The sequence below is a fragment of the Pectobacterium odoriferum genome, from assembly GCF_009931295.1.
Taxonomy (GTDB): Bacteria; Pseudomonadota; Gammaproteobacteria; order Enterobacterales; family Enterobacteriaceae; genus Pectobacterium; species Pectobacterium odoriferum.
The window spans coordinates 3,439,209-3,451,491 of record NZ_CP034938.1 but is presented as its reverse complement, the minus strand read 5'-3'; the positions used below and the strand labels follow the sequence as shown (position 1 = coordinate 3,451,491).

At 51.4% G+C, this 12,283-nt stretch carries 10 protein-coding genes; 5 read left to right on the top strand and 5 right to left on the bottom strand.

Translation table 11 applies throughout. From position 1 onward, the window contains the following. The first annotated feature begins 163 nt into the window (after window positions 1-163). From EO763_RS15535 to EO763_RS15520, 4 genes are all read left to right on the top strand, one after another. Window positions 164-2,332, top strand: a complete 2,169-nt coding sequence (locus EO763_RS15535; protein ID WP_161529501.1) for an ABC transporter permease subunit — start codon at window positions 164-166, stop codon at window positions 2,330-2,332. Further along, window positions 2,329-3,975 carry a phosphate ABC transporter permease PstA gene (gene pstA / locus EO763_RS15530; RefSeq protein ID WP_161529500.1) on the top strand — a complete coding sequence of 549 codons (1,647 nt, stop codon included), beginning with the start codon at window positions 2,329-2,331 and terminating at the stop codon, window positions 3,973-3,975. The genes EO763_RS15535 and pstA overlap by 4 nt, the downstream gene beginning before the upstream one ends. Before the next feature lie 15 nt (window positions 3,976-3,990). Then, the gene (gene pstB, locus EO763_RS15525) at window positions 3,991-4,806 is read left to right on the top strand and encodes a phosphate ABC transporter ATP-binding protein PstB (protein WP_161529499.1); all 816 of its coding nucleotides are present in this window, start codon (window positions 3,991-3,993) and stop codon (window positions 4,804-4,806) included. Between the two features lie 232 nt (window positions 4,807-5,038). Continuing rightward, window positions 5,039-5,602 (top strand): YolA family protein, encoded by a 564-nt coding sequence (locus EO763_RS15520; protein WP_161529498.1) that lies wholly within the window; start codon window positions 5,039-5,041, stop codon window positions 5,600-5,602. A gap of 45 nt (window positions 5,603-5,647) precedes the next feature. On the opposite strand, the gene EO763_RS15515 is transcribed toward EO763_RS15520, so the two are convergent. Next, window positions 5,648-6,115 (bottom strand): hypothetical protein, encoded by a 468-nt coding sequence (locus EO763_RS15515; protein ID WP_161529497.1) that lies wholly within the window; start codon window positions 6,113-6,115, stop codon window positions 5,648-5,650. A 381-nt stretch (window positions 6,116-6,496) separates the two neighbouring features. Here EO763_RS15515 and EO763_RS15510 point away from each other — a divergent pair, with 381 nt between their 5' ends. Next, window positions 6,497-6,934 carry a helix-turn-helix domain-containing protein gene (locus EO763_RS15510; protein ID WP_010280336.1) on the top strand — a complete coding sequence of 146 codons (438 nt, stop codon included), beginning with the start codon at window positions 6,497-6,499 and terminating at the stop codon, window positions 6,932-6,934. Between the two features lie 92 nt (window positions 6,935-7,026). Here the strand turns inward: EO763_RS15510 and EO763_RS15505 are convergent, their stop codons facing one another. The 4 genes from EO763_RS15505 to purE form a co-directional block, all read right to left on the bottom strand. Further along, window positions 7,027-8,394, bottom strand: coding sequence for an L-serine ammonia-lyase (locus EO763_RS15505; RefSeq protein WP_010280332.1), 1,368 nt, complete (start codon window positions 8,392-8,394; stop codon window positions 7,027-7,029). A gap of 340 nt (window positions 8,395-8,734) precedes the next feature. Then, window positions 8,735-10,024: an HAAAP family serine/threonine permease gene (locus EO763_RS15500; RefSeq protein WP_161529496.1), complete on the bottom strand. Its 1,290-nt coding sequence runs from the start codon at window positions 10,022-10,024 to the stop codon at window positions 8,735-8,737. Window positions 10,025-10,537: 513 nt separating this feature from the next. After that, a complete protein-coding gene (gene purK, locus EO763_RS15495; protein ID WP_161529495.1) occupies window positions 10,538-11,608 on the bottom strand; it encodes a 5-(carboxyamino)imidazole ribonucleotide synthase in 1,071 nt (356 codons plus the stop codon). Beyond that, the gene (gene purE / locus EO763_RS15490; RefSeq protein WP_010300924.1) at window positions 11,605-12,114 is read right to left on the bottom strand and encodes a 5-(carboxyamino)imidazole ribonucleotide mutase; all 510 of its coding nucleotides are present in this window, start codon (window positions 12,112-12,114) and stop codon (window positions 11,605-11,607) included. Before purE ends, purK begins: the two co-directional genes overlap by 4 nt. Window positions 12,115-12,283: the final 169 nt, after the last annotated feature.

The window sequence follows — 12,283 nt, the reverse complement described above, 5'->3', positions numbered from 1 at the left end:
TCTATGAGGATAGGGTACAACAACATTATGGCGTGTTGATGACGATAAAATCTAATTCATAGACAGACTTACCATTGTCATATTATGGGCGTAAAGGCAACATATGCTACCCGCAATACGTTAGCAACACGACTCTGGCGGCTTCACTCTAACGGCGAGAATAATGGTAAACACAGGCAACACATCACAGTATCGGGATCGTCGGCGAGCGTGGATCGATCGTTTCGTTCACCGCATTGTTGCGGGCAGCGGGCTGCTGGTGCTGGCTATGCTGTTGTTAATCTTCTTCTATCTACTGTATGTAGTGACGCCACTGTTCCTTTCCCCCACCGTTAACGGCCAAAAAACGGTGCAACGCCACAATGCGGAGCCGTCGCTGGCGCTGGGGCTTAGCGACAACGGGCAAATCGGTTTTCGCATCGATAGTCAGGGCTATGGCGAGTTTATTCCGTTTGCGGAAAACCAGCCTATGTCGCGTATTCAACTGGTGCCTGCGCTGAGTTTGTTGGCGCAAAGCCAAGGTGAGCGACAGGTTTATGCCCTGAGTCAGCCTGATGGCCGTCTAATTTTCGTTCAGCCTGTGTTATCGCGTACGGAAAACCGTTCTCCTGTCTGGGATTATCCGCTGGGTGAGCAGGCGTATTCGCTTGGGTTACCTGCGCAGCCGTTGCGTCATCTGGCAGTGGCTGCGGTGGGGGAAAAGCATGTCGTTGTTGCGGCGATCGGGCAGGAAAATGCCTTGATTATTGCCGATGTTGATAAAAATGGCGTGCGGCAACGGGCGCAGATTACGCTTCCGGCGGGTACGATTAGCCAACTGCTGCTGACGCCGGACGGGCAGCAAGTGTATTTGCTCAGCGGTAAGACATTAACGCTGTGGCAAGTGGGAGCGAACGCGCTGACGCTGCGGGAAGAGCGACAGTTACAACTGGTGGAACCGCTGCATCTGGCGTTGTTGTCCGGTGGACGATCGCTGCTGGTGCAGGCTGCTGACGGGCGGATTAGCCAATGGTTTGAGGTTCCGGGCGAAAAGGGTGCGACGCTGACGGAGATTCGCGAGTTTCCGCACGTTGTGGGCGAGTCGGTGTTGTTGGCAACGGAGGCGCAGCGACGAGTATTTGCCACATTGAACGCGCAGGGTGAACTGTCGCTGTTTGCCAGTAAACAGTCTCATGCGCTGCTGACGCAGACGCTACCGACCTATGCACAAACGCTGGCATTTTCGCCTCGCGGTTCTGCCATCTTGGTTGAAACGGCGCAGGGCTGGCATCGCTATCAGGTTGATAACCCGTATCCCGATATTGGCTGGCGCGGGCTGTGGCAAAAGCTGTGGTACGAGAACTACCCGGAGCCTGCCTATATTTGGCAATCCACGTCTGCGGACGACAGCTATCAGGCCAAATTCAGCATGATGCCGCTGATGCTAGGCACGATGAAAGCGGCGATTTACGCCATGCTGTTTGCGACTCCGCTGGCGCTGTCCGCGGCGATTTATACCGCCTGCTTTATGTCGCCGACGCTGCGACGCTGGATTAAACCCACGCTGGAAATCATGGGCGCGCTGCCGACGGTGGTTGTCGGCCTGATAGCGGCCATCTGGCTGGCCCCGCATTTTGCGACGTATTTGTCCGCGATTCTGGTCATGCCGATTTTATGGATGCTGGCCGTGCTCGGCTGCGGCTGGCTGATTGAGTGCCTGCCAGCGCGCTGGCGCGTCCGTTTCCCTGCGGGCTGGGACGTGCTATTCCTCATCCCCACGATCTTGCTGACATTTGTGGTCGGCTGTTGGCTTGCGCCACGGATGGAGATCTGGGTGCTAGGGCAGCCGCTGTACCAGTGGTTAGGTGATGATTTTGTGCAGCGTAATACGCTGGTGGCGGGCGTTGCCCTCGGCTTCGCGCTGATCCCGCTGATTTTTTCGCTGGCGGAGGATGCCTTGTTCAGCGTACCGGCTCGTTTAAGTCAGGGATCGTTGGCGCTGGGGGCGACGGCGTGGCAAACCCTGTGGCGCGTTGTGCTGCCGTCCGCCAGCGCTGGGATTTTCGCCGCGTTGATGCTGAGTTTTGGTCGTGCCGTGGGGGAAACCATGATTGTGCTCATGGCGACGGGCAATACGCCGATTATGGATGAAGGTCTGCTTCAGGGGCTGCGTTCGCTGGCGGCGAATATTGCCATTGAAATGCCGGAAGCGGTGACGAACAGCGGTCACTATCGGGTGCTGTTCTTAACGGCATTAACGCTGTTTGTTTTCACGTTCATCGTGAACACGCTGGCTGAAACTATCCGGCAGCGCTTACGCCAACGCTACCGTGATGAAGGAGAAAACGCGTGAAGCGCTGGTTCCGTTCGGGAAGGCCCTGGGTGTGGCTGACCGCATCGTCCATTTCCATTAGCTTGCTGGCGATGCTGGCAATCATCGTGCTGCTGGCGGGACAGGGCATGCGCTATCTGTGGCCGCAGCCCGTTTGGTTGCTGACGTTGCAACCTGAACACGGTGCGCAGCGTGCGCTGATAGGGGAAATTTATGCGGAGCAGACGCTTTCGTCCCAACAGTTAGAACAGGCCGGTTTGTCCTCTTCGTCCGGGGACGCTGAAACCCGCTATTTGATCAAAATTGGCCAGCGTGAAATTTATGGACAGAGTTTCCGATCCCTGCTGTCGCGTGACATTGTCCGCTTTGATAAACCTGCTGATATTCTGGTGTTGAAGCGGACGAACAATGGCACGGCCTATGGTTATCTGGCTGGCATGCTGGAGGGCGGGCAGTCGCTGGTGGCGACGGATCTCCCTGCCACCTTACAGCATCGCATCGAGCAGGTGCAGGGGTTGCTGGCGAAGACTCAGGCCATCCGCATGGGGGAGATGGCGAAGATCAACCAGCAGTTTGAAACGCTGCGGCTGGAAGAGAAAAAGCGGCAGCAGGCCAAGACGCTGGATAATCAGGCGTTAGCCCGTCTTCAGGCTGAACGTATTGAACTGCAACGCCGCTTCGATGAGCTGTCGCGTCAGTTAACCTCACTCAATATGGACATTAATCGCGATACCGTACAGCTACGCGATGCGAATGGCAGCGTCCATCTTATTCCGCTCAGAGACATTGAACAGGCCTGGTTCCCTAATGCGATGAACCTGTGGGAAAAAGTCAGCCACTGGGGCGAGCAGGCGAAATTCATGCTGGTGCACTATTCGCCGGACAGCAACAGCGCTGGCCACCTTTTTCCCGCCATTTTTGGCACGGTGCTGATGGTGGTGCTGATGTCTATTGTCGTGATGCCGTTGGGCGTGATCGCCGCGGTTTATCTGCATGAGTACGCGGGGGAAAACAGCTTAACGCGCTGGGTGCGGATTGCCGTGGTCAATCTGGCTGGGGTGCCTTCCATTGTTTATGGCGTATTCGGGTTAGGCTTTTTTGTTTATCTCATCGGCGGCACGCTGGACCAGCTGTTCTATTCCGAGGCGCTGCCGAATCCGACGTTTGGGACGCCGGGGCTGCTGTGGGCGTCACTGACGCTGGCACTGCTGACGTTGCCAGTGGTGATTGTGGCGACGGAGGAAGGGCTGTCGCGCATCCCAATGTCCGTGCGCCACGGTTCATTAGCGCTGGGAGCGACCAAAGCCGAAACGCTGTGGCATGTTGTGCTGCCGATGGCGGTTCCCGCGATGATGACGGGCTTGATCCTCGCTGTAGCGCGTGCCGCGGGGGAAACCGCGCCGCTGATGTTGGTTGGCGTGGTGAAGTCGGTGCCGGTTTTACCGGTGGATGACATTTTCCCTTATCTGCATCTTGAGCGAAAATTTATGCATCTGGGATTCCAAATCTACGATCTGGCGTTCCAAAGCCCGGATGTGGAAGCGGCAAGACCGCTGGTGTACATCACCGCACTGCTGCTGGTGTTGATTGTGGTTGGGTTGAACCTTGCGGCGATAGGGATTCGCCATGTTCTGCGTGAGAAATATCGTTCGTTATCACTTTGAAAGTAGGATGAAGTTATGGGATTTATGACACAAAAGGAGATGGCACCGCTGCCTGATGTTCATCAACTGAGTGATGAGCAGACGACGTTAACCGTGGAACATCTGAATCTTTACTATGGCGACAAGCAGGCACTGAACGATATTTCGATTCGTATTCCGAAGAATCAGGTAACGGCGCTGATCGGCCCGTCAGGCTGTGGCAAATCCACGCTGTTACGCTGCTTTAATCGTATGAACGATCTGGTGGACGACTGCCGCACCGAAGGCGATATCAGGCTGAATGGGATGCCTATCAACGACTCGCAGCTGGATGTTGCCACGTTGCGCCGTCGGGTGGGGATGGTTTTTCAACGACCGAATCCGTTTCCCAAGTCGATCTATGAAAACGTGATTTATGGCCTGAGATTACAGGGGCTACGCGATCGCCGTTTTCTGGATGATGCCGTTGAGCGTGCGCTACGTGCGGCGGCACTTTGGCATGAGGTCAAGGATCGATTAAGCGACAACGCGCTGACGCTATCCAGCGGGCAGCAACAGCGTTTGGTGATCGCCAGGGCGATTGCTATTGAGCCGGAAGTGTTGCTGCTGGATGAGCCGACCTCCGCGCTTGATCCCATTTCGACTCTGGTTGTCGAGGAACTGATGGGAACGCTAAAGCAGCATTTCACTCTGGTGCTGGTGACACACAACATGCAGCAGGCGGCTCGCGTGTCGGATTACACCGCGTTTATCAATCAGGGCAAACTGATCGAATACAATCGTACGGACGATCTATTTACCTCTCCGACACAGCGCCGCACAGAGGATTATATTACTGGGCGTTTTGGTTAGAATCGTACTTAAATAATAGAATGCAATATCATTTCTATGCGTATCATTTTATTATGAATGGCAATGATATTGCGAATATTTTTAAACTTTTCATAAAAATAAATAACTGATTAATTATTATTTTTTTAATTTAAAAATTTTTATTTTTTGTGATTTAATTACTGAAAAAAATAAAATTTTGATTCATATTTTATATGCAGCGATTGGCTGTGTTTAAATGGAATTACTCAGGATGAGAAAGAAAATATATATTGGCGTTGCATTCAGTATGTTGGTTAGTGTGATGTTTCCGGTTTATTCTCAGGCTCAGGAAGAGCCAGTGGCGGAGGTAATTACAGCATTCGACTCTCCCCTTCTGGAGAACCCAACATCTGCAAATGAATCCTTTTCTCAGGACTATAAGCCTCTTAGTGCGCCAGCGCCTGCATTGAGTTCTGTCTATGTCTATGCTGTGGCGTCAACACAGAATGGTGGAGCCTGGGAATATATTGGCCCAAATAAACTTGCGACAACTCAGGATCATGGCGGAGCGCAACTGCGAATTGCAGTGCTGGAAGTGGGCTATGGTAATAACCGCTTTGGCTGGGTGAATGGTACGCAAAAGAGTCCCTATCAGGTTAATGGCGTCTGTGTCGTCGGTGGTTATTATACCGAGTCATGCCCTGTAGGTTCGACTTATGTGGGATGGATGGCTTATTTCAATGGCGATGGCATGCAGTCAGGTCCTTTCCGCTATCAATCTACTTCGACTAATGCACCTTTTAGAACGCTTAGTACTTCACTGAATATTCGATAATACCGCCTTCTCAACAGGTTCTCTTAAAAGAGAACCTGCTTTTCATTATGCCTTCACGCTAATCGGCGTGTAACTAAGTTGTGCTAGTTTATCTAATACTGATTTTTGCTGTTCTGCATGTAAATGCTCGCCGCGTGATAGCGAACCGCTTATCCCATTTTTTAGCATTTGTATAAAATTGATTTTCCGATTGGGGTCGGTGGAGGAGACATCGTCAACAGGAGGATGCAAAATTAGCAGTGCCGCCATACCGATTTCCAGACTTTCTTCAAATGACATATCGCCGGAGGCGGTGAGCTCTTTTGTCGCATCAATCGCTTCCTGTGGCGTCATATTGGAAAAATCATAACGCTTGCTTGACTGAATCGTTGAAGGGGGATTAGTCGTAGTGGAAACTGAATGGAGGTTTGGCTTTGATGTGTTGCCACTGAGTGAAAACGCATTTTCCGCAGATTCCTTACGGTTCACCGAGGGGACTGAGTAGTTGATACTATTAAGGTTCGTGATGCTCATTATGGAAGTTCCTTTCCTATGGGATTGAGGTTCAATAGTAGAGAATCAGCGTACGGTGCAATCGTACGAATATGGAATAAAGTTTACCTTAATTTATGTGTTTTTATTTATTATTCGCGATCTAAAATTTACATTGTTATTTTAATCATATAAATCAAATGGTTAATTTTTTTGATGATTTATTACTGATTTTAATTATTCAATTAAGTAATGTTTTGAACTAAAAGTAATCAGTGCTGATAGTGAGATACAGTGGTCTCCTTGTCAGTGTGTATCGACCATAAAAAAATTATGGATACCGTTCATCAATTGTCCGTGCCATTTGAAAAATTGATGATAAAATGCGCGCAAATTTTTTGACTCTGGCAAGTGGCGGGTAAGATGAAATTCAGCACCATGAACGAAGGCGAAATTATTACCGAATTGTGCCGGAGAATAAAAGACTCCAGAATTCAGCAACGTCTATCGCAGGTCGATCTTGCCGAGCGGGCGGGGTTGGGAATCGCGACGATCAAGCGTGCGGAAATGGGCGAATCCATTACGCTCAGCAGCCTGCTCTCCATTTTGCGCGGGTTAAATCGTCTGCATCAGATTGAAGGCGTGCTTTTCGATGCCGAAGTGGAATCCTTCCATGCGCAGATCAGCGGTGAGAAAAAACAAACGCCGCTGCGTATCAGAAAGAAAGCCGCCACGTTTCCTGCCAAAGCGCTCACCAAGCATGAAAATATCAAAAAACCTGCTAACAGCACCGTGGACTGGTACATCGCGGCGGCTGAAAACAACATTGTCTGGTCGCTGCCTGAAAGCGATAAAAAATAAAGGGCTAATGCGAAACCATACGCATTAACCCCTGATTGTCGCGTTAATCTGCCGAGAATTTAACGCGACAAGGCTGTATCCCCTGCTATTTCTTACTCACACAGCACGACTTTAATCGCCAATCCCCCGCGAGACGTTTCACGGTACTTGGCGTTCATGTCTTTGCCAGTTTCATACATGGTTTCAATGACCTTATCCAGCGATACACGTGGTTCGCTGGTGCGGCGCATTGCCATTCTGGCGGCGTTGATCGCCTTCACGGAGGCAATGGCGTTGCGTTCAATGCACGGCACCTGAACCTGACCCGCTACCGGGTCGCATGTCAGCCCCAGATTATGCTCCATACCAATTTCCGCCGCGATGCAGACTTGTTCAGGATTCGCGCCGAGTAGCTCAGCCAGACCGGCTGCGGCCATCGAACAGGCCACGCCGACTTCTCCCTGACAGCCTACTTCCGCACCGGAAATAGAGGCGTTCATTTTGTAGAGCATGCCGATAGCGCCGGATGCCAGGAAGTAGCGTAGGTAAGATTCTGGGGTGACGGGTTGAACGTAGCGATCGTAATAGGCCAGCACGGCGGGAATAATGCCGCACGCGCCGTTAGTTGGTGCGGTGACGACGCGTCCACCAGCCGCATTTTCTTCCGACACGGCCATCGCGAACATGTTCACCCAGTCCATCGCATCCATCGGGTCGTTAGAAAAGCGATCGTTGATGAACAACAGGCGATGCAGCGCTGATGCCCGACGGGGAACGCGTAATGGGCCGGGCAGCACGCCTTCCGTATTCATGCCGCGATGCATACAGTCCTGCATGGTTTTCCATACGTCGGCAAAATAATGCTCAAGCGCTTCCCGACCATGCATCGCAATCTCGTTTTTCAGGACGATGGCGGATAAAGACAGGCAGTGATCGTGACAGTGTTGCAGCAACTTCTGGGCAGAAAAGAACGGGTAGGGCGCGCTTTCCTCTGCCAGATTGGGTTTGCCGAAGTTTTCCTGATCGACGACGAACCCGCCACCGATGGAGTAATACGTTTTGCTATAGACTAACTCTTGCTGGTTATAGGCGCGAATGGTCATGCCGTTTTCATGCAGCGGCAGGTTTTCCGGCTGGAAACGCAGGGAGGATTCCAGCGGGAAGCTGACCTCATACTGACCGTTGAGCATCGGCAGGCGCTGAGTGTCTTTCACCTGTTGAATAAACGCCGGAATACTATCGATATTTACGCTATCTGGCAGATTACCCGCGAGCCCCATAATGATAGCGATATCGGTGTGGTGCCCTTTCCCCGTAAGGGAAAGTGAGCCGTAAATATCAACGACAATACGTGTCACCGATGAGATAAGTGCGCGGTTCACCAGATCGTCGGTGAACATTTTACCCGCTTTCATTGGGCCGACAGTATGAGAACTGGACGGGCCGATACCGATTTTGAAGATATCAAATACGCTGACCATAGCGATTTCCTTGAAAAAAAACGCCGGATACCCGTCATACTTCAAGCCGCATGTGCGTTGGCAATACTCGGCTCATCTCTGAGCCTTGCCCTGAAGGGCCGCCGCAAGCGGCGTTCAAATCAGCTAAGCCGATTTGTCCTCACTCACCCCAGTCACTTACTTGAGTAAGCTCCTGGGGATTGATGAACCTCATTTATGAGGTTCACCCTTCGGGTCAGTGCTAGCACTGTTCAAATCGGTCTAAGACCGATTTGTCGTGTGGTTACCGCCTATCTGCAACTCGAATTATTTAGGGTATGACTAGAAAACAACGTGCCGGCGTTAAATTAGGGTGGGGGGCTTACAGCAGATCGCGCAGGCTGTAAACGATGGCGGAAATAGCGATCAGTCCCATCAGGGTGACAAAGACGTTGCTGATGTGGCCGCTGTATTTCTTCATCGCTGGGACTTTCTGGATGGCGTACATCGGCATCAGGAACAGCAGGCACGCGATAATCGGGCCGCCCAACGTTTCGATCATGCCCAGAATGCTTGGGTTCAGCGTCGCGACAATCCAGGTGGTGATCAGCATGAACAGCGCAGTGATGCGGTTCAATTTGGTGTTGGAAATAGTTTTGCCTCTGCTGCGCAGGGATTTCACGATCATGCCGTTAAAACCTTCGCCTGCACCCAGATAGTGACCCAGGAACGATTTAGAGATCGCGATGGTGGCAATAACTGGTGCCAGATAGCCGATTACCGGGTTGTTAAAGTGGTTCGCCAGATAGGACAGAATAGAAATGTTCTGTGTTTTCGCTTCCATCAGCTCAACTGGAGAAAGGCTCAGTACGCAGCTGAAGACGAAGAACATCACGGTCAACACCATCATGATGTGGCTGTAAGACAGAATGCGTGAGCATTTTTGCTCTGCGTCATCGCCATATTCTTTACGTTTGGCAACGGCGAAAGAGGAGATGATTGGTGAGTGATTGAAGGAGAAAACCATCACCGGAATAGCCAGCCATAATGTCGCCAACAGACCGTTGCCCGTGACGCTGGAACTCAAAGAAATGTTTTCAAAAACAGAGGTGTTCCAGTTCGGAATTAAATAAATCGCCAGCAACATCAGCACGGCAACAAACGGGTAAACCAGAATACTCATGGCCTTAACGATCATCGCTTCACCGAAGCGGACAATAAACATTAATCCGAGAATCAATATTAATGACAGCAGGGCACGTGGCGGAGAAGGCAAGTGCAATTGGTGAGTAATAAAGCTATCTACCGTATTGGTGATGGCGACGCTATAAACTAATAGGATCGGATAAATAGCGAAAAAATAAAGCAAAGTGATTAATTTACCTGCACCAACGCCGAAATGTTCTTCAACGACTTCGGTAATATCTTCGCCACCTTTCTTGCCGGATAATACAAAGCGGCATAATGCACGGTGAGAATAATATGTCATCGGGAAGGCAATCAGTGCCATGATAATTAACGGAATTAATCCACCAATACCGGCATTGATAGGTAAGAATAACACGCCAGCGCCGATGGCCGTGCCATAGAGGCCCAGCATCCAGACGGTGTCGCTTTTACGCCATCCTGAAGCCTGTTCTAACACCTGGCTGCTATCTTGAATGGTGCTCATATACTGATTTCTCCTCGGTGAACATATTACCCGTTACAAGGGTATTGCCACATGATGTGGATTATAAAAATTACAGTATCGGCAAGTTGCCGTTACGGAGTTTAAAAAACGAACGAGACATGTTGCTAATTATGTCAGTAGGTCAATACTGTTTTGTGGCGGCATTCTATATCGTGGTGGTCAGCGAATAATATTGAGGCGATCACAGAAATGAATTGACGGGAAATATTTTAATAAATTTTCGCGCAAATTAAAATATCAATCTTGATACTTTATTTTAAATATTTTTAACGGCTCGTTATTGATACTTTATTTAATTGCTGAGTGATGAGAAATGAACGATAAATAAAATAAAGGGCAGATGAAATAATAAACGCAATTTTGCTGATGTCACGCGTAATGATGGTTTTTCTCTTTTGTCGACGTATCGATGGTGCGGTTCCTGTTGTTGCATCACCTCAGACGAGAGTTATCCGGCAGATTGCAACCTGCCGGATAACGGTCACCGATCTGTCAGGTCGTGAGTTTTTCTTCTGCCCATGCCAGACCGCTGTGGTATTCCTCGGGTAAGAGAGGTGCCAGCGATTGCAGCGTGCGTTGCAACTGTGCGGTGTCCGACGACGGTAGATTGAGGTGTCCCACTTTGCGGCCAGGACGAACGTCTTTCTCATACCAGTGCAGGTGTACCAGCGGCAGCGCCAACCAGTCGATATTTACGTCAGTGCCGATCAGATTGACCATCACCGACGGCGTTTCGACAACCGGTACTGGCAGCGGCAAGTCCAGAATAGCGCGCAGGTGCAATTCAAACTGGCTGATCGACGCACCATTTTGCGTCCAATGCCCGCTATTGTGTACACGTGGAGCCAACTCGTTAATGAGCAGGTGGTCGCCGACAATAAAGCATTCCATCGCCATCACCCCCACATAACCCAGCGCATTCATTATTGCGGACAGCATCTGTTCGGCCTGCTGTTGCAACTGCGGATCGGGTTGAGGGAAAGCCACGCTGGTGCGCAAAATGCCGTCTTGATGCAGGTTATGAGTGAGCGGGTAGAACACGCACTTGCCGTGCGTATTGCGTGCACCCACCAGCGAAACTTCACCGGAAAAATTAATGCCTTGCTCAACGATGCACTCGCCGTAGCAGTCAGCGGGCAGCGTCTGTTGTTCGCCATCGCGCAAGCGCCACTGCCCACGACCGTCGTAACCGCCGACGCGGCGTTTAACGATAGCGAGTTCACCTAATGAGGCAAAGACGTGTGGCCATTCGTCGGCGCTAGCCAGCAGTTGCCAAGGTGCGGTTGCCAGATTCAGCGAATCCAGCAGCTGCTTTTGCGTCAGGCGATCGGCCAGACGTGGGAAAATATCGCGGTTCGCAAACGCCGTGTGCTCGGCCAACTCGCGGGTGAGGGCGGTTTCCGGCCAGCGTTCGATCTCGGCGGTAATGACACTGTTATGAAACGGAACCGATTCCGGCTCAGCATCCAGTCCCACTGGATAAACCGCAATGCCTAGCGGTTCACCAGCCTGACGCAGCATTCTGCCCAACTGACCATTGCCTAATACGCAGACCGGTTTCATGCCTCCTCCCGCGGATCGGGATGAGAAAGCACATCATCGGTTTGCGCCTGACGCCAGTCTGCCAGTCGGGTAGCGATGTCTTTGTCGTGCAGGGCGAGAATTTGTGCGGCCAGCAGAGCCGCATTCGCTGCGCCCGCTTTGCCAATCGCCAACGTGCCGACCGGAATACCGCGAGGCATTTGGACGATGGAATACAGGCTGTCTACCCCGCTCAGCGTTGAGCTTTGTACCGGCACGCCAAGTACAGGAACCAGCGTTTTTGCTGCCAGCATACCCGGCAGGTGTGCTGCGCCGCCTGCGCCCGCGATAATCACATCAAAACCGTTCTGTGCCGCTTGCTCAGCGAAACTGAATAGTTTGTCCGGCGTCCGGTGTGCGGAAACGACTTCGGTGTGAAAAGGAATGTTCAGCGTGGTGAGGATTTCCGCAGCAAACTGCATGGTGGCCCAGTCACTCTTTGAACCCATGACGATGGCAATTTTAGCCGGGGCAACGTTGGATGACATGCCTGTAATGCTCCTGTGATTGTACGTGTTCGTGACGCGTTCGCGTCGGGCCAGACAGGGAGGGTCTGGCGTTGAGGGCGTAGAGCATATCATGCCATTATGGCGAGGAAAACGGTTGCGTATGCGGAAATGCTGGGGGAATAAGGCGAGAGGCCGTTAAGTCAATGGC

What these genes read in the sequence shown, in the direction of transcription:
- EO763_RS15515 (WP_161529497.1), bottom strand. Translation starts at nt 6,115, where the DNA reads ATGAGCATCACGAACCTTAATAGTATCAACTACTCAGTCCCCTCGGTG.
- EO763_RS15520 (WP_161529498.1), top strand. Translation starts at nt 5,039, where the DNA reads ATGAGAAAGAAAATATATATTGGCGTTGCATTCAGTATGTTGGTTAGT.
- purK (WP_161529495.1), bottom strand. Translation starts at nt 11,608, where the DNA reads ATGAAACCGGTCTGCGTATTAGGCAATGGTCAGTTGGGCAGAATGCTG.
- EO763_RS15535 (WP_161529501.1), top strand. Translation starts at nt 164, where the DNA reads ATGGTAAACACAGGCAACACATCACAGTATCGGGATCGTCGGCGAGCG.
- purE (WP_010300924.1), bottom strand. Translation starts at nt 12,114, where the DNA reads ATGTCATCCAACGTTGCCCCGGCTAAAATTGCCATCGTCATGGGTTCA.
- EO763_RS15500 (WP_161529496.1), bottom strand. Translation starts at nt 10,024, where the DNA reads ATGAGCACCATTCAAGATAGCAGCCAGGTGTTAGAACAGGCTTCAGGA.
- EO763_RS15505 (WP_010280332.1), bottom strand. Translation starts at nt 8,394, where the DNA reads ATGGTCAGCGTATTTGATATCTTCAAAATCGGTATCGGCCCGTCCAGT.
- pstB (WP_161529499.1), top strand. Translation starts at nt 3,991, where the DNA reads ATGGGATTTATGACACAAAAGGAGATGGCACCGCTGCCTGATGTTCAT.
- EO763_RS15510 (WP_010280336.1), top strand. Translation starts at nt 6,497, where the DNA reads ATGAAATTCAGCACCATGAACGAAGGCGAAATTATTACCGAATTGTGC.